This window comes from Aureisphaera galaxeae, assembly GCF_028561275.1.
GTDB classification, from domain to species: domain Bacteria; phylum Bacteroidota; class Bacteroidia; order Flavobacteriales; family Flavobacteriaceae; genus Aureisphaera; species Aureisphaera galaxeae.
Window position 1 is genome coordinate 453,762 of the sequence record NZ_JAQQTF010000006.1, and the last position, 17,211, is coordinate 470,972.

13 protein-coding genes are annotated in these 17,211 nt (G+C 42.4%); 9 read left to right on the forward strand and 4 right to left on the reverse strand.

Annotated features, from left to right (window positions below; all coding sequences use genetic code 11):
• Positions 1-2 precede the first annotated feature (2 nt).
• The 3 genes from POV27_RS12440 to POV27_RS12450 are packed head-to-tail and all read left to right on the forward strand — an operon-like array spanning position 3 to position 3,663.
• Entirely contained in the window at positions 3-812 is an 810-nt protein-coding gene (locus POV27_RS12440) for an ABC transporter ATP-binding protein (protein ID WP_272863098.1), read from the forward strand.
• Positions 813-850: 38 nt separating this feature from the next.
• Positions 851-2,758, forward strand: a complete 1,908-nt coding sequence (locus tag POV27_RS12445) for an AAA family ATPase (protein WP_272863099.1) — start codon at positions 851-853, stop codon at positions 2,756-2,758.
• Positions 2,755-3,663 carry a 2OG-Fe dioxygenase family protein gene (locus POV27_RS12450; RefSeq protein WP_272863100.1) on the forward strand — a complete coding sequence of 303 codons (909 nt, stop codon included), beginning with the start codon at positions 2,755-2,757 and terminating at the stop codon, positions 3,661-3,663. The genes POV27_RS12445 and POV27_RS12450 overlap by 4 nt, the downstream gene beginning before the upstream one ends.
• Here POV27_RS12450 and POV27_RS12455 read toward each other — a convergent pair.
• Positions 3,660-4,544 (reverse strand): SAM-dependent methyltransferase, encoded by an 885-nt coding sequence (locus POV27_RS12455; protein ID WP_272863101.1) that lies wholly within the window; start codon positions 4,542-4,544, stop codon positions 3,660-3,662. The two genes, POV27_RS12450 and POV27_RS12455, sit on opposite strands and share 4 nt — an antisense overlap.
• A 174-nt stretch (positions 4,545-4,718) precedes the next feature.
• Here POV27_RS12455 and POV27_RS12460 point away from each other — a divergent pair, with 174 nt between their 5' ends.
• The 6 genes from POV27_RS12460 to POV27_RS12485 all read left to right on the forward strand — a co-directional run bounded on the left by POV27_RS12460 (position 4,719) and on the right by POV27_RS12485 (position 12,584).
• A complete protein-coding gene (locus POV27_RS12460) occupies positions 4,719-6,347 on the forward strand; it encodes an acyl-CoA carboxylase subunit beta (RefSeq protein WP_272863102.1) in 1,629 nt (542 codons plus the stop codon).
• Positions 6,348-6,818 carry a hypothetical protein gene (locus POV27_RS12465; RefSeq protein WP_272863103.1) on the forward strand — a complete coding sequence of 157 codons (471 nt, stop codon included), beginning with the start codon at positions 6,348-6,350 and terminating at the stop codon, positions 6,816-6,818.
• An 84-nt stretch (positions 6,819-6,902) separates the two neighbouring features.
• The gene (locus POV27_RS12470; protein WP_272863104.1) at positions 6,903-7,313 is read left to right on the forward strand and encodes a VOC family protein; all 411 of its coding nucleotides are present in this window, start codon (positions 6,903-6,905) and stop codon (positions 7,311-7,313) included.
• A gap of 88 nt (positions 7,314-7,401) precedes the next feature.
• On the forward strand, positions 7,402-10,641 hold the full coding sequence (locus tag POV27_RS12475) for a hypothetical protein (RefSeq protein ID WP_272863105.1): 3,240 nt from the start codon (positions 7,402-7,404) through the stop codon (positions 10,639-10,641).
• Between the two features lie 107 nt (positions 10,642-10,748).
• Positions 10,749-12,029, forward strand: coding sequence for an MFS transporter (locus POV27_RS12480; protein WP_272863106.1), 1,281 nt, complete (start codon positions 10,749-10,751; stop codon positions 12,027-12,029).
• A gap of 132 nt (positions 12,030-12,161) precedes the next feature.
• Positions 12,162-12,584, forward strand: a complete 423-nt coding sequence (locus POV27_RS12485) for a DoxX family protein (protein ID WP_272863107.1) — start codon at positions 12,162-12,164, stop codon at positions 12,582-12,584.
• Here the strand turns inward: POV27_RS12485 and POV27_RS12490 are convergent, their stop codons facing one another.
• From POV27_RS12490 to POV27_RS12500, 3 genes are all read right to left on the reverse strand, one after another.
• Entirely contained in the window at positions 12,585-13,898 is a 1,314-nt protein-coding gene (locus POV27_RS12490) for a M24 family metallopeptidase (protein WP_272863108.1), read from the reverse strand. It lies immediately after the preceding gene.
• A gap of 117 nt (positions 13,899-14,015) precedes the next feature.
• On the reverse strand, positions 14,016-14,756 hold the full coding sequence (locus POV27_RS12495; RefSeq protein WP_272863109.1) for a TonB-dependent receptor plug domain-containing protein: 741 nt from the start codon (positions 14,754-14,756) through the stop codon (positions 14,016-14,018).
• A 182-nt stretch (positions 14,757-14,938) separates the two neighbouring features.
• Positions 14,939-17,083 (reverse strand): YfbK domain-containing protein, encoded by a 2,145-nt coding sequence (locus POV27_RS12500; RefSeq protein WP_272863110.1) that lies wholly within the window; start codon positions 17,081-17,083, stop codon positions 14,939-14,941.
• Positions 17,084-17,211 lie beyond the last annotated feature (128 nt).

Sequence of the window (17,211 nt, forward strand, 5' to 3'; positions counted from 1 at the left end):
CTATGGCGATACAATTTAGCGATACAGCATCGGCAAATATCATAGAACTGAGAGGAGTTCACCAATCCTACGACAATGGGAAGGTTAAGATCATTGAAAATTTGGATCTTTTAATCGAAGACAAGCCCATGCAAGGTCAGTTCACCGTGATTTTGGGAATGTCGGGTTGTGGAAAATCTACGGTACTGCGATATATTGCTGGCCTCCAAGAACCCACGTCGGGTTCTGTGCTGGTGAAGGGAGAAGCTGTAGGAAAACAAAACAGGGTGAGTATGGTTTTTCAACAATACTCTTCCCTTCCATGGATGACCGTTTTGGATAATGTAGGCCTGGGATTGCGTTTTAAAGGAGTTCCAAAGAAAGAACGGGACGAAAAAGCCATGGAAATGATTAAACTTGTTGGACTCGAGGGGCATCAGAAAAAATATGCTCAATATCCAGCGCTATCTGGAGGACAATTACAACGTGTGGCTATTGCCAGAAGTTTAATGTCCAATCCGGAAATCCTGCTCATGGATGAACCCTTTGGTGCATTAGACGTAAAGACACGATTACAGATGCAGGACTTGTTGATTGGTATTTGGGAAAAGTTTAGCCCTACCATCATATTCGTAACCCATGATATTCAAGAAGCCGTGTATTTGGCGGACGATATTTATATCATGAAACATGCGCCCTCGCGCTTTGTAAAACACATTAATGTAGATTTACCCTTTAATCGAACTCGAGATACCAAACGAATGGCACGTTACGACGAATTGGTTCATGAAGTGGAAGACGCCATGATGCAAATCGATACCGACGGACAATAACAGGGGAAACATACTTCAAAAAAACATAGGGATTAAGAATGAATACCCGCAAATACCATAAGGCCACAGACCAGTTTTTTTCAAAACTACCAGAGGAGCAGAAGGCTCACTTCTTCAAGGGCAAGTCGATCAATCCATTAAGCATCCTAAAAATCTCGGATGCTTTCCCAACGCTTCGCATTAAGGATGAGGACTTACTGGTATTGTATTCCCAAAAGTCATCCATGGATGCACTCGATTTCATTCTCACTACCCATCATTTACACATAGCGAGCGAAAAGATCCCTTTGCAACAAAGCTTACTTACGCATCCTAACCTAGGGGTACTGCCCAAAGAACACATGGCCCTCTTGGCTTCTTTATTGGATGATTTATTACTGACGAAGAAAGACGAGAAAAAAGACTTGGAATACTTTACTAATAAGTTTAAAGACTTTGTCAATAAAAAAGAATCGGCCAATCAGGATTTCGATATCGACTATGAATTTTTGCAGATTCTGAAGGCTGAAGGCGATAAGATTCAAAACCTTGCCGAAGATCTCAACAACAATAAGCGCTTTTCCAACACCATTAATGCGATCGTTCAAAAAAGTGATGATGCCATGGAGTTCCAAGCGGAACACGTGATCCTTCAGGATATCATTAAACTATTCAATGCGATTTATCCACTCAGCGATAAAAGCAATGAAGAGTCGGATTCGAAGATCAAATTCCTGCTGGCATTTCTGTTCGAAAAAATGCAGGGTAATGATATCATTTCAACGCTGTCCATAGAGCGTATCAATACCTTTGTACAATCTGAGAAATTCGATGAAAACATCGAGATCATTAAAAATGCAAGCCTGTTCGATCTAGGTCCGGATTACAAAAATGAGTTTCTCATGCCTTCTTTGTTAAAGCGTCTGGATAGTCCACATTTTGCCAATTCTACCGCCTTTTTATATCGTATCGGTTCGTTAATTGCCAAAGCAGACGGAACTATTTCAGAAGAAGAAACCGAGTTGCTGAAGAAAATACAGGACAAACTCGCACATCCTAAGCAGAAAATCGAAGGCGTAAAACAAACAGAAATCAACGAAGATGAGACACTGGATGATGTCATGGACGAACTCAACGAGTTGATTGGTTTAGATAATATTAAAAAAGCCGTGGGCGAATTATCCAATTTCCTTAAAGTACAGAAGATACGGGAGGAAAAGGGATTGAAAAACGTAAACAATTCGTTGCACTCTGTGTTTATGGGACCTCCTGGAACAGGAAAAACCACGGTAGCCCGATTGGTCTCCAGAATCTACAGACACTTAGGGTATCTGGAAAAAGGACACCTGGTAGAAACCGATCGTACAGGGATGGTTGCTGGATATGTTGGACAGACAGCCCTTAAGGTCGAAGAAGTGGTGAAGGCCTCTATAGATGGGGTCTTGTTTATCGATGAGGCCTATGCATTGGCCAAGGACAACAAAAAAGATTTTGGTACGGAGGCCATCGAAGTACTCCTAAAGAAAATGGAAGATCATCGCAAAGAACTTGTGGTCATCGTAGCTGGATATCCCGATGAAATGGAGGATTTCATAGAATCCAATCCTGGATTGCAATCTAGATTCAATCGTTACTTCACTTTCGATCATTACAAACCCAAGGAATTGGTCGCTATCTTCGAATTGTTCTGTACAAAGAACGACTTTGCATTAAACCAAGAGGCTAAGGAAAAATTGGAGTTCATCTTCGATAAATTATACGAAAAAAGGCATAAAAGTTTCGGAAATGCCCGTGCTGCCAGAAATCTTTTCGAAAAGATCATAGAATACCATGCCAATCGTATCGTTTCCATAACGCCCATCACCGAAGAGTTACTGAAGACGATTGTTGAAGAAGACATCCCTCCCGTTAACAAAACCGTTGAGGAATACTTGCGTTTTCAAGAGGATGAGGAAGAAGAAGTATGATTACCGAAAAGGACATATCGAAAGCATTGGGGAAAACCATCAAATCCCCAATACGGGTAGGAAGTGTTGAAGATTTAGGCTTTTCTACGGAGACATTTTTAGATTTTTTCAAACCCCTTTTCGATGAATTATCGGACGACGTTTATTTGGTGCGCGGCAAACAAATTTCTTTTTTGAAAGAGCTGTTTCCGAACGATACTGCATTGATTGAAAAACGGCATCAACCCTATTTCGAAGGAGCTGCAGATATAGAAGTACTACAACCTTGGATAGACCAATTAACCCCAGAACAAAAACTGGAGTTTGATCGTTTGTCCATGATTACCCGCCAGCGCAACATCTCGTCCTTTCTTATTGAAGTGTGGGACGAAGATTATTTTATAGAACGCACTGGACAGCAAGGTTTTCAACAGAATGTTGGTGACTTTAGAGGATGGCGCAGAGTATTTACCCAAGCTACAGCAGAAGCGGTACAAGGAGAACATTTTCATAGGTTATTGAAAAAGATATCTGCCTTGGTGAGAAGCATTCACCCAGAAGCCAGAAAGTTACAAATTACCAGTCATTTCATGCGAACCATAAGCCGAGAGCAGATCAAAGGGGAGAATGCTCCCGAAGGAGTTCATGAAGATGGTGCCCAATACATTATGTCGGCTCTAGTGATCAATAGACAGAATATAAACGGTGGGGAGAGTCAGATATATGAACAAAACCCCAAGGGATCCAACGAAATAATCTACCAGAAAGAACTACAGCCTGGGGAATTTATCTTCCAAGCCGACACAGGCGAAGAATTCACCTTTGGTAACGATCTATGGCATTACGTTACCCCTATCGAGCCTAAAGATGTATCTCAAGCTGGAATACGGGATATTATTGGTTTCGACATTGATATTCTCGACTAAGAGAGTACGCATTTAATATCGTCCAGAGAGGAACCATAATCAAAACTAAAATCAATATGTACTAAATCCCCTGCCTTTACTTCTTGGGTATTGGTCGTTTTCAATACCGTAGGAGGCATTAGACTATCCGTTCCCGTGAAGTTGGAACCTTCGGTAACTTCCACATAGGATTCGAGATAAAGTGCGTTCACCGTTCCCGAGAATAAAACGGGTACCGAAAAACTAAGATTCACCCCTTGCTTTTTCTCTTTCAACAACTCTATTTCATTTACCAGAAATTGTTGGGTCAAGAACATGGGCTGATGGCGGGTAAACATCACAGGATAATGATGTACGTTATCATCGATGTCTGCTTCACACAACCTTGCGAAATTGACGATGCGATTAGGGAACAGCTTACCTCCCGGATTTAAAAACTCCTTCATGTGCTGGAAAATCTGCACCTGAAATTCATTCGCGCAATAAATACTCATCAATTCCCCAATAACATGATCTACCTTCTCTGGTAAAGTTACTGTCAGGGCATCGGCATAAATTAGCTCTACCTTGTGAGCCCAAGGATATTTGGCAATTTCTTGTTTGATAAATGGGATGAGATCTGGATTGTTCTCTATGAGATAGGCCTTCTTCACATAGGGCATATACAGCTTGGTAAGTGGCAATGTCCCCACTCCTACTTCGCAGACTACGGCATCTTTGAAATTGTTGTTCAATTCAAAGGCTTTTTTAAAAGCATCCACACGTTGACGATCGGTTTCCATGATCTTATAGTAGATTTCGGGAAAGCCAAAATGGGATTCATCGAAGGTCTGTGCCTTCAATAAACCGTATTTCAATGCATCATAATTGTCTATAATTTCATCCAGTAAGGTATCTCTCATCTTTCGATTAATTTTTAACAAATCTAACCAATTCGGAATAGAATTCACCGTAAAAAGTTCCTTCCCAAACTATATTGTAATGATGGGCGGTAAAGACTAGAGTTTTTGTAAATTGCTTGGGTCTATAGGACCACTTATTTTATCATCTATTTTCAAAAATTAAGCCTTTCATTAATGGACATCAACTTCAATAAAAACGAAGACCATAATAAACTCTTACTCTCCGACTTACGCCGAAAATTGGCCAAGGTAAAACAAGGCGGTGGCCCCAAAAGAATCGAAAAACATCATGCCAAAGGCAAAATGACGGCCCGCGAACGCATCGATTATTTGCTGGACGATAAAAAGCCTTCTATCGAAATAGGAGCTTTTGCAGGAGAAGGCATGTACGAAGAACATGGTGGATGCCCTAGTGGTGGTGTCGTTGTGAAAATAGGATACGTACAAGGCAAGCAATGCATTGTCGTGGCAAATGATGCAACGGTAAAGGCAGGTGCTTGGTTCCCGATTACGGGAAAGAAAAACCTTCGAGCCCAAGAGATTGCCATAGAGAATAAACTTCCCATTATTTACTTAGTAGACAGTGCAGGGGTGTATCTTCCCATGCAGGACGAAATATTTCCAGATAAGGAACACTTTGGACGCATTTTCAGAAACAATGCCGTGATGAGCAGTATGGGAATTACCCAAATTGCGGCCGTTATGGGAAGTTGTGTGGCAGGTGGAGCCTATCTTCCTATTATGAGCGATGAAGCCCTTATCGTGGACAAAACAGGAAGTATTTTCTTGGCAGGAAGTTATTTGGTAAAGGCAGCCATAGGCGAAACTATCGACAATGAAACTTTGGGCGGTGCTACGACCCATTGTGAAATTAGTGGAGTAACCGATTATAAGGCCAAGGACGATAAAGATGCACTGGAAACCATAAAAAATATCTTCTCCAAAATTGGAGACTATGACAAGGCTGGGTTCAATAGAATTGCAGCAGAAAAACCAGCAGACAATCCCGAGGATATCTACGGCATCCTTCCTAAATCCAGAGCCGATCAGTATGACATGCGCGAAATCGTAAAACGACTGGTCGATGGTGGAAAATTCGACGAATACAAAGAAGGCTATGGAAAGACCATTCTTACCGGTTATGCACGAATCGATGGTTGGGCTGTTGGTATTGTGGCCAATCAGCGGAAGCTGGTAAAAACCAAAAAGGGTGAAATGCAGTTTGGTGGGGTCATCTATAGTGATAGTGCCGATAAGGCCACCCGATTCATTGCCAATTGTAACCAGAAAAAGATTCCTTTGGTCTTCTTACAGGACGTTACGGGATTCATGGTGGGAAGTAAGAGCGAACACGGAGGCATTATTAAGGACGGCGCTAAGATGGTAAATGCCGTGAGTAATAGTGTAGTGCCCAAGTTCACCATTGTTATCGGAAACTCCTACGGAGCTGGTAATTACGCGATGTGTGGGAAGGCTTACGATCCACGACTCATTGCGGCCTGGCCAAGTGCAGAGCTAGCGGTAATGAGTGGTAATAGTGCTGCCAAGGTACTGTTACAAATAGAGACAGCTTCTTTGAAAAAAGAAGGAAAGGAAATCACTCCCGAAGTAGAAAAGGAATTATACGATAAAATCAAAGCACGATACGACAGCCAGATTTCCCCTTATTATGCAGCCGCACGTATCTGGACGGACGCAGTAATCGATCCTATGGATACGCGAACCTGGATCTCTATGGGGATAGAGGCGGCAGATCACGCTCCCATTGAGAAACCTTTTAATTTAGGGGTGATACAAGTGTAAATGGGATTCAAATCGAAGGAAAAGAAATCATATACCCATATCTATTGGGGAAATAGCGTCATTCTATTTTCTTCCCTTCTTTTCATTTTCAACTTTTTCTTTATTTGGACAATGAATCAGGATGCCTGGGGAATGAATTTCACCGTATCGGCTAGTTACCAACCCTCTCAAATACTTTGGGGTGTTTTGTTCAAATACTATACCCCAGTTTCCTTCGCTATGATTCCCTATAGCATTCTATTGATCGTTTGTGGGTATCAACTTAGAAAAGCTAGAAACTGGGCAAGGAAACTACTAATCCCCCTATGCATTTTAGGAGGCTTAATTGCTACTGTTTTTTACATCTTTATTGCTATAGAAATAAGTTGGTATTTCCTACCAATTATGATGTTAGCTGGAGTAACCGTGATATTATTCTTTATTTGGAATTATATCTACAAGCTTGTAAGATTCTTGAAAAGCCTACAATGATATTCGATTATTCGTATAGGCTTGTAATTCCTTTTAACTTATTCATTTTTTGTATCTTAATTGATCAAAGGAAATCCTTCAACCATGAGCTTCTTATCTTCTAAAACCGTTATCCGAACCAGGGACTTTAACGCCTCCAAGTCATTTTACATGGAAGTTTTACAAATGGAACTCTATGAATCCTACGACGATGGGGATGGCTCTAAAGGTGTCATTCTTCGTATTGGAGATGAAAACAGCACGGCCCTACTGGAAATTTCGGAGATTATGGACTACAATGAATACCATCAGGATGCTTTCGACAAGAAATTGGACAGCGATAAGATGGGCCTTCAAATAAGAACCGATGATGTTCAGTATTGGGCCGATCGTCTTAAAGAAAAACGTTGGTCTGCTCGGGGTCCTGTACTTCGCCCTTGGGGTTCCTACTATCTGTACCTGAGGGATCCTGACGGATTACAGATTATCATTTATCAGGAAAAGGGAGACCTCTAAAGACAAAACACTTGATTTTCAATAGGTAACAATTGAAGATTGCTGGGATATATCCATAAAAAAGAAAAGCAATCTAAATCCAATTGTTATGAAAAATTCAGTGAAATCAAGTAGCACGCTACTTAGAAAAATGAGCTTTATGATCATTGTATTGATCATGAACCTCGCTGCCTTTGGGCAACAAAAAGAATCGAACTTACGACTTATCGCTCCCGATGTGGTGGCCCAGGGGCAAACCTTTACGGGAACGGTGGGCGAAGAAACCGAAAATGGTTTTATCCCTTTAAAGAAAGGAAGCCAGATACAGGTTATGGGTACTGTGGTGGAAGTGGGTGACCAAGGAAAAGTGAAAATTCCTAGTTGTTCAGAAGCTTCCGGCACCTTCCCCCTATTGGCCGAATTGATTTCCCTTCCGGAAAGAACTCTACCTAGTACGACCCTTATCACCTCAACGACCCCTACGTTTATTCCTGTATCCAATGCGGCTACTCCGAATATTGAAATCTGGAACACATCCGATATTGTAGGGCCAGGTGAACTGATCACAGTACAGGGAACAAACGTGGATCAGTTATCCCAAGAAGTACTGCAAAGCACTACGGGAAATACAGTCCCATTAACCGAGGTATCCTCATCCTATTTTGAATCACAGTTTTTGGTTTCGGGTAATTTTCCGGAAGGTGACTATCATTTTTCTGCTCAGGATCCAGCTGGGGAGACCTATATTTCCGAAGACATATCGGTAAATCCGACCCTAGAGATGCAAGGGCCTGCCCTAAAAAATGTAGGACAGCGTGGTAAAATTACGCTAAAAACCAATGTAGATGGTGTCATCATCCTATCGGGAGGTCTACCCATTATCCAATTTCTACTTAATAGTGATGTGATTCAACCTCTGGGGAATGATCACTATAGAATCTCTGTAGAAGCTGGAAAAACCATTAAAATCCCTTTCAGGGCCCATCAAGTAGGACAATACACAGTAACCGCACAAGTGTATGCTGAAGATGAATTGCCTGTCGAATTCAATAACGGTGAAGTGGCCACGGAAGGAATGACATCAGAGACTTCTTATGATGTGGATACCGATGAGACTACCAATTCTTCGGAAATAGAAATCATTTCTGAAAATGGGACTCCCCTATCCAACACCCCTGTAGATGGTGTTTTGACCCATCCCGATGGCGTGGAATACATTTCGACCACAACGAACGAATCCGGGACTTTGGTGCTCAATACAGTGGTTTCTGGAAACATTCCTTCTGATTTAATTTCTTTTTATCCGCTACAGGTTGTCGGGCATACCCTTGCCAATGTTCAGGAAGGGAATGCTCAAAACTGTAATGAAGAAGATGTAGAAATTGATGAAGCCCTTATTGAGGAATTGGCTAAAATCTTCGAAGAACAGCAGAGTGTTTGGGGTACGTATGGAGGTATCTGTGGTACGGGATTGTTGGAAATCGCAAGAAGTGATCCAGAAGCCTTTGCCAATAATACAGATATCAAACAGCAAATCCGTTCATGGCTCCAAGAATTGTTGAACAATGAGGAAGACGATGAGGAAGATGCCGAATTCGAATTCGATGAGGCTATGCGCGACATCTATAAAGCCAATAAGGAAACATGGGGAAATTATTCGGGAATCTGTGGAACCGGCCTTCTGCAAATGGCCCAACAAGATCCCGAGGGGTATGCCAAATTCTTGGAATATGAAGCCCAAATCGATGCTTGGTTCAATAAGGACGAGAAGACAACAGATGACTTTATTATCGATGATGAGCTAAGAAAAATCTATCAAGACAATAAAGATATGTGGGGTAACTACCAAGGCATTTGTGGGTATGCTCTATGGGAAATGGCAAATTTGTGGCCTGAGGAGTATAAAAAATTCCTAGAGACTGAAGAGCGGATTAAAAAAGTCATGAATGATACCTCCGAAACACCTGAAGATCCCGACAAAGATGAGGATGGAATCGAAGATGGTGAAGAAGCTGTTCAAGAAGAGATTCAGGAGAAAGTTGAAAATCCGGATGCGCCCGAATTCAAGGATGAGAGGATTACCCGGGCTTTCGAGTCGGATAATGTAGAACCCTATCGTACCATTACCATCCGATTGGGCGGTGTAGAGGCTGGAATTACGAAAGTAGGCGATTACTACTTCATTACGGAACAAAAGTCCGTATCAGTCGATCCTGATACTAAAACCGCTGTTTCCTTCTTCGACTTTACCAAAGGAAGGGTGATCGAAGGAAAAGATTGGTACGCTATCTATCTTATTTCCCTTACCAAAAGTCCGCTCAATCTGGTCTCCCGTATTGTGGAAAGTGCTGAATCCCTAGGAAAGGATTACTTGGACGGACTCATGAAGGATATGAAAGAGAACGACAATCCAGCCATTGTTATCGATATTCCTCCAGATGTATTGTTACTAATGCAGTTCACAGCTTCTTTTGAAATGGTAATGCCACAATTGGGAGACCATGTTCGCTCTATTAACGAACATTTCGAAAAAGCCTTAGAAGCTGCGGAAAGAGGGGATTGGGTCCAAGCCTGGTTAGAATTGAATTATGCTCAATTCGATATGGCTATGTTGGTACTAGAGCTTTGGCCCGGAGGAGGAGCAGTGAAAGGCGGAAAAGCCACGGTAAAACCTTTGGTAGAAGCTTCCACCATTAGCGGGAAGAAAATGGACGAAGTAATCGATGTGCTGAGAACCGCAGCCAAGAATGAAACCAATGCCGATATTGCCAATGCCATCTCGAAAAAGGCTGATGATTTACAGGAAATTGCTTCACAATCTTCTCAGGTTCGTAGGGCTTTCGATATAGGTACGCCAAGACCTACGAATATGGCTACTGCAGCCAAGGATAAAAAAGCACTGGAAGAGTTCTTCGGAGCTGAAAACGTGAATAAACTGGGAAGAAAAAGCGAGAACAATGTGTTGGTAATTACTGCAAAGGGTCCTGACGGATCGGATGTAAAACAGGTTTGGGTTCGTCCCGGATATTCCGATTACAGAAAAGCCTACAGCGATGTACATGGAGATATTCCCGAAGGAATGGATATTGACCATTTACAAAGTGAGACTAGGGCAGCCCAACAAGGGTATGGATATGTGCTTATCGTTCCTGTTGATTCTAGTGTAAATCGTAGTTGGGGAAGTACTATTGAAAAGGGAACTGTGCAAGCTGGAAATGCTGGACACTTAGAAAGGATACTTCCGGATATGAGAATGATAGATCAATTTCAATGGTGGAAATTACAGGGATATACCCCTACTCGAATTAAGGAACATCTTATGAGAAATATCAAAAAAGCGAGCGATTAGTGCTTTGTAGAAGCGGCCGAATTATTTCGGTCGCTTTTTTATTCCATCATTCCATAATTTGGAAATTCACAGGAAGTGAGTAACTTGCCCTTCACAGCCTACCCAATATGAACAGCGACGCGCAAACCCAATCGAAACCCCTTCCCTTTTATTACCTCTTATTATTAATATTGGCTGGTGAAGCTGTATTTATCCTGCCCTTCGTATTGGCAAGGGTTTTCCGCCCTACTGTTTTGGAGGCGTTTCAATTAACCAATTTAGAACTGGGGTTGTGCTATTCGGTGTATGGCTTAGTGGCGCTCCCTGCCTATCTCTTAGGAGGCCCATTGGCGGACAGATTCCCACCAAGGAAGTTAATTGCTGTTGCCCTATGGGCGACCGCCCTTGGGGGATTGGTATATGCCTCGTATCCCTCTTTACTCACATTGAAAATACTGTATGGCTATTGGGGATTAACCACCATTTTTCTTTTCTGGGCTGCCATGATTAAGGCGACTAGGGTTTGGGGTGGTGCTAAATCCCAAGGAAAGGCCTTTGGGTTTTTAGACGGTGGCCGTGGATTGGTTGGCGCTGGTTTCGGACTTTTAGGGGTGCTTATTTTCTCCTTATTTGCTGCTGGGGACCTGGAGAACATTTCAATAGAAGAACGTAAAGAAGCCTTTAAATATGTTATTTGGGTGTCATCTTCCATTGTTATTCTTATTGGGATTCTAGTTTGGTTCTTCCTGAAATCGGACCGGAATGAAAAGAATTTGCTCATTGAACGGATTTCCAAAAAAGATATCAATGCCTTGCTTCGCATCCCTTCCGTTTGGTTACTTATGGTCATCATCCTTTGTGCCTATGTGGGGTACAAATTCACCGATATCTTCTCACAATACGCCAATGAAATTATGGGATACAATGAAGTGGATTCGGCCAAAGTGGGAACATTCCTCCTATCCATACGCCCTATCACCGGCGTGCTTATTGGGTTTATAGCAGACCGAAGTCGGGTCACCCTATGGTTGGTTATTAGTTTTGCCTTAAGTATTGTGGGGGCTTTGCTATTTGCATTGGGATGGGTTACCCCTAGTGGAACGGCTATGTTTTTCCTTTCTGTGTTAATAACGGCTTCCGGTATTTATGCTGCGCGAGCACTTTACTTTGCTACGATGAAAGAAGGAAGAATACCCTTGGTTCTTACAGGTACTGCCGTAGGACTTATTTCACTGGTAGGATATACTCCGGATATTTTTGCTGGGGCAGTGATGGGATATCTACTGGACCAAACCCCTGGATTGGGCGGTCATCAAAATGTATTTTGGACGCTCAGTTGTTTCTCCGTTGTTGGGGGAATTGCCTCCTTCATCTTTTGGAGATGGAGCCGTAAGGGCCAAAAAATGTAGGTAAAGAAGTACATCTTTTGCACCCAATTTTCAGAGGGAAATGATCGAAAAATAAGGATCATTCATCCAATTAAATTCATTATATCATTAAAAATGAGTACCTTATGATGTGTAACCAATACATTTTGCATCATGGGAACCATAAAAAGCCTTAATAAATGGGCTAATGCCCATAGCTATTATCCCTTGGACGTCCTACGTATTGCTTTAGGAGCCTTTTTGGTAGTAAAAGGGTTCAATTTTATGGGTAATACCCTAGAATTACTGGAATTGATTAAGCCCATGAAAAGTTTGGTGGGTGAAATGATTGCCATCCATTACGTAGTCCCAGCTCACTTTATCGGAGGGCTGCTCATCGTATTTGGTCTGTTAACCCGTTGGGCTTGTATTGCCCAGCTTCCCATTCTGATTGGGGCGGTACTCATTAATTTCGCTGGGGAGATGGTCACTTCCAATTTGGTATTGGCAGGTATTGCTCTTTTACTATGTGTTTTCTTCACCTTTTATGGCTCGGGAAAACGCTCTATGGACAAGTACCTGAAGATGTACCAATAACTACCAAGAAATGGGTTTAATGGCTTCTTGACGGCCATTTACGTACCGAAAGCCATTTTCACCATAGAAGCCCGCCTCTTCTAGCATGATGCGTATGTCCTTACTCCATTCGGTAAGGGTTACTGTGGTATTGAGTTCTATGGCGTAAACTGTGTTTTCATACAGCGGATAGTCACCCGTCCCGGGAACACCACCTTGCGAATCCCAAAGGCCTATAGTAGGTCCGGCACTATGACCGTAGGTTCCTAATGGATGCGTATAAATGGAAGGGCGCATCCCTTCGGCTTTGCCTTCTGATAAGGACTTTAGAAGAATTTCATTCCCCGTTTTGCCCGTTTTAAAATTACCCGTAAAAATATCCTGAATCCGGTTTCCCTTAGCGAAGGCGTCTTTCAAAAATGCAGGTACTTCTTTCTCGCCTTCCTTAAGCACATAAGCATGTTGCTGGCAATCGGTATTCAGACCAATGTAGGTGATTCCAAAATCACAGTGTAACAGATCCCCAGGAATAATGACCTTGTCTTTCTCCCCTTTGCTAAAGGAATAAATGTGGCTTTTCAACGCCTCATCGCTTCGTTGGGCATCGATGGTAGGATGAAACCAAGTTTCCAGTCCCAAATCGGTTACCTTTTGTCGCATCCACCACACCACGTCGTCTGTAGTTGTCGTTCCTGGTGTAATGACTTTGCTACTAAAGGCTTCGTCTATGATGCCATGGGTAATTTCGACCAAGGTATTGTACAGTTCCATTTCCCTGGCCGTCCGGGTTTCTATCCAGCCAATGGCCAGCTTTTCTGCCGACACCAATTTATCTTCCCATTTTTGGGGCAGGGCTTCTTTCAACTCTTCAAGGTCGGTATGTACCATACCGTCGGCGATTCCAAAATTTTCTGAAATATTGATCCCAATTTTATTGGGGTTTCGCTCTTCGATGAGCTCTACCAGGCGTGCCCATTGATCGGGCTGTTTTTCCTTGTCCCAAGCCGAAACAATATTTTCTCCCACATCATATCTAGCTACCGCCAACTTATCGATTCTATTTTCGGCCTTGTTGCGATAAAAAACGAGGATGGTTCTACGGCGGGCATTTAACCATTTCGCAGGAAGCATGGTTCGCATAACCGGATCTTCATTGTATTCCCTAGAAATGACCAACCACATATCAATTTCGGTGCGATCCATGAGCATGGGAAGTACCGTATTGAAACGTTCGGCTATTAATTCATCTTTGAGCGTGGCTCGGTCCCTTTCCGAAAGGATTTGAGCAGATAGTGTTGTAGAAATAAGAATGAAGAGAAAATAGAGGTGTTTCATGAGGGATAATTTTCCTAAAAATACGCATTTAGAAAAAAAGAGGGAACCGAACGTGCGATTCCCTCAACCCCAATTAAATACTAGTGGTAACTACTAGCAAATCGTTATATGTTTGGATCACCTATTGGCATAGGGTCCTGCTTTGGTGGTGATAATTACAACTCCATTACGTCCTTCCGACCCATAGATATTGGTGGCTGCCAAACCTTTTAGAATCTTTACACTGGCAATATTGTTAGGGTCGATATCGAAAGATCTATTAGATCCATTATCGCCACATATGACATTCCCAGGATACGTTATTCTTGTATCATAAGGAACTCCATCAATTACATACAGTGGATGGTTGGACCCGTTGAAAGAATTAAGCCCTCTAATAATGACCGTATTGGTAGAACCCGCATATCCTGTTTGTGGTTTCACGATCACCCCAGCGGTTTTGCCTTCCAAGGCTCTCGAAAAGTCCTTTTGCGGATTATCGGCAATTTCGCTGCCACAGATGGTTGCCACGGAATAGCCTTGTTTTCTCTTTTTATTGAATCCCCCTACAATGGCGTCAATGACCGTAGCATTGTCTACCTCCATTTGAATGTTGATGGATTCGGCATCTTCAATAATTACGGTTTGCGTAAAATACCCAAAGCGGCTAAATTCTAATTCCTGCCCTATTTCGGTAGCAATAGTGTAGGTTCCTTCTTCATTGGTTTGTGTTTCATTTTCGGTTCCTTTAACCAAAACATTCACCCCAGGAAAAGGGCTATTGGTTTCGTCGATAACGATACCTGAAACTTCAATTTGTTGTCCCTGGGCAACTAGCATCCCTAGGCTGATGGAAAATAGTGTTAATAATGTCTTCATATCGATTGGATTATAGTTTATGACATGAAACTACCCACTACTTCTTTACGAAAAAAGGAGGATTGAGGGAACAGGGCTTTTGAATGAGGGAACCGTTCTTATTCGATATACCCTTCAAAAAAAAGGAAAGGGAGTCCAACTCATGAAACTCCCTTTGCCCGTTTCCCAAACCAGAAACTGCTCTAATAACTTCTAACCAATCGAATAAATTCTGCCTTATATCCATCCTCGTCCAATCCTTTTCCTGCTTGTGCCAGTGCGATCACATCCTTTTTATTGAAGGTATCGATGAATATTGACTTCCTAAGCTGAAGACCAAATAAGGCCACCGCTGCGGAGAATTTGAAGTCCTGAGAAGCACTTTCGAAGCTCGAATTAGTGTCGGTAAGGGTTCTTACAATGAGCTTGCTTTTGTCTCCATCGGGCTCCTTATATCTGAATTTAACGGTTAACAATTCATCTTCCGTATTTGTATGGTTCGATGTTCTGTACTTTAGGGTATCTACCTTTCCTACATATATACTTTCTACCCCAACCGGGATAATTTCATAGAGGGCCGTAACGGTATGTCCACTTCCAATTTCACCAGCATCTTTGGTGTCGTCGTTAAAGTCCCTATCCTCAAGCAATCGGTTTTCATAACCAATAAGTCGGTGCGCCTGCACAAGTACAGGATTAAACTCTACTTGAATCTTTACATCTTTGGCAATGGTATACATGGTTCCAAAAAATTCTGCTCCCAACACCTTTTGTGCCTCTTGCATAGTGTCGATATAGGCATGATTTCCATTGCCTTTATTGGCCAAGGTCTCCATTTTCGAATCCTTATAATTCCCCATTCCGAATCCCAGTACGGTAAGAAATACGCCTCCTTTTCGTTTCTCTTCAATAAGCTCTTCCATCGCTCTATCACTAGAAGCCCCTACATTAAAGTCTCCGTCGGTGGCTAGAATCACGCGGTTGTTCCCTCCTTTAATGAAATTTTCCTGAGCCATCTTATACGCCAACTGAATTCCTTGTCCCCCCGCGGTAGAACCTCCTGCCGATAATCTGTTGATGGCATCCATAATGGTGTCTTTATCATCACCATGGGTAGGCTCTAAAACCACTCCTGCCGCTCCAGCATACACCACAATAGATACCTTGTCTTTTTCGCGTAATTTATCTACCAAAACCCCAAATGAAGACTTTAAAAGCCCCAGCTTATTGTTTGAATTCATGGAGCCTGACACATCGATGAGAAAAACCAGGTTGGATGGTGGTACCTTTTCTTGGGCAATGTCCTTTCCCTTCAAACCTATCTTAACCAGTTTAGCATCTTTATTCCATGGAGAATTGGCCATTTCGGTCTGGATAGAAAATGGATGTTCGCCTTCAGGGTTCGGATAATCGTAAGAGAAATAATTGATCATCTCCTCAATCTTAACAGCCTCCTGTGGAACTTCTTGTCCATTGTTGATCATTCTTCGGATATTGCTATATCCAGCCTTGTCAACATCAATAGAAAATGTAGAAAGTGGACTGGTAGCCACATTCTTGAAAGTGTTTTCGGGAATGTATTTATAGCTTTCATTGTTTGAAACCGGAACTCCTTTTCCATCCTTTGTTGTTATTACAATAACACCGTTCCTTCCCTCAGAGCCATATAGTGCCGTCGCAGCAGCGCCTTTCAAAATATCTACCCTATCTATATTCTTTGTGTCCAAATCATAGGAACGAGCTGTCCCTAAATTCCCGGTTACAGATTTTCCTTTAGCCACATTCGATGATACAGGCACCCCATCGATGATGTACAATGCGTTGTTGTCCCCAGAAAATGAATTGGTTCCTCGTATTACAACTTTGTTAGAAGTGCCTGGGTTTCCGTTTTGCGTTGTAATCTTTACTCCCGCAGCTTTACCCCTGATGTACTGCGACAGATCCGTACGGGGGCTTTCCTTTATGGCTTCCTGTTGTACCGAAGACACCGAATATCCCAATGCCCGCTTTTCTTTTTTAACTACAAATCCCTTGACTACTACTTCCTCTAAAAGAGCAGGTGCAAGCTTCATTGCAAATGAAATTTCGGGTGTGTCTTTCAACACCTCCATTTCCTCGGTTATATAGCCCACATAACCATATACCAATGTTTGCCCTACATTCGCTTGTATTGTGTATTCCCCGTTACTGTCGGTCTGCGTTCCCCGGGACGTTCCTTTCACAACTACACTTACTCCATACATAGGAAGGTTGGCTTCGTCAGTTATCGTACCCATAATCTCCACTTCCTGAGCCTGCAACAAGCTTGATGAAAGTATGAGGGCCCATAATAGTATTACTGTTCTCATATCTGTTTGATTTAAAATTGATGCGGTAAAACTAGTGGGGAGAAGGTTCTCAAAAAATGAAGATTGAGTCAGTGAGGCTTTTGAATGAGGGAAGTAACTATCGGGCTATCAACTACATTTGCTTCCCA

What these genes read in the sequence shown, in the direction of transcription:
- POV27_RS12470 (WP_272863104.1), top strand. Translation starts at nt 6,903, where the DNA reads ATGAGCTTCTTATCTTCTAAAACCGTTATCCGAACCAGGGACTTTAAC.
- POV27_RS12490 (WP_272863108.1), bottom strand. Translation starts at nt 13,898, where the DNA reads ATGAAACACCTCTATTTTCTCTTCATTCTTATTTCTACAACACTATCT.
- POV27_RS12500 (WP_272863110.1), bottom strand. Translation starts at nt 17,083, where the DNA reads ATGAGAACAGTAATACTATTATGGGCCCTCATACTTTCATCAAGCTTG.
- POV27_RS12445 (WP_272863099.1), top strand. Translation starts at nt 851, where the DNA reads ATGAATACCCGCAAATACCATAAGGCCACAGACCAGTTTTTTTCAAAA.
- POV27_RS12480 (WP_272863106.1), top strand. Translation starts at nt 10,749, where the DNA reads ATGAACAGCGACGCGCAAACCCAATCGAAACCCCTTCCCTTTTATTAC.
- POV27_RS12465 (WP_272863103.1), top strand. Translation starts at nt 6,348, where the DNA reads ATGGGATTCAAATCGAAGGAAAAGAAATCATATACCCATATCTATTGG.
- POV27_RS12450 (WP_272863100.1), top strand. Translation starts at nt 2,755, where the DNA reads ATGATTACCGAAAAGGACATATCGAAAGCATTGGGGAAAACCATCAAA.
- POV27_RS12440 (WP_272863098.1), top strand. Translation starts at nt 3, where the DNA reads ATGGCGATACAATTTAGCGATACAGCATCGGCAAATATCATAGAACTG.
- POV27_RS12460 (WP_272863102.1), top strand. Translation starts at nt 4,719, where the DNA reads ATGGACATCAACTTCAATAAAAACGAAGACCATAATAAACTCTTACTC.
- POV27_RS12495 (WP_272863109.1), bottom strand. Translation starts at nt 14,756, where the DNA reads ATGAAGACATTATTAACACTATTTTCCATCAGCCTAGGGATGCTAGTT.
- POV27_RS12455 (WP_272863101.1), bottom strand. Translation starts at nt 4,544, where the DNA reads ATGAGAGATACCTTACTGGATGAAATTATAGACAATTATGATGCATTG.
- POV27_RS12485 (WP_272863107.1), top strand. Translation starts at nt 12,162, where the DNA reads ATGGGAACCATAAAAAGCCTTAATAAATGGGCTAATGCCCATAGCTAT.
- POV27_RS12475 (WP_272863105.1), top strand. Translation starts at nt 7,402, where the DNA reads ATGAAAAATTCAGTGAAATCAAGTAGCACGCTACTTAGAAAAATGAGC.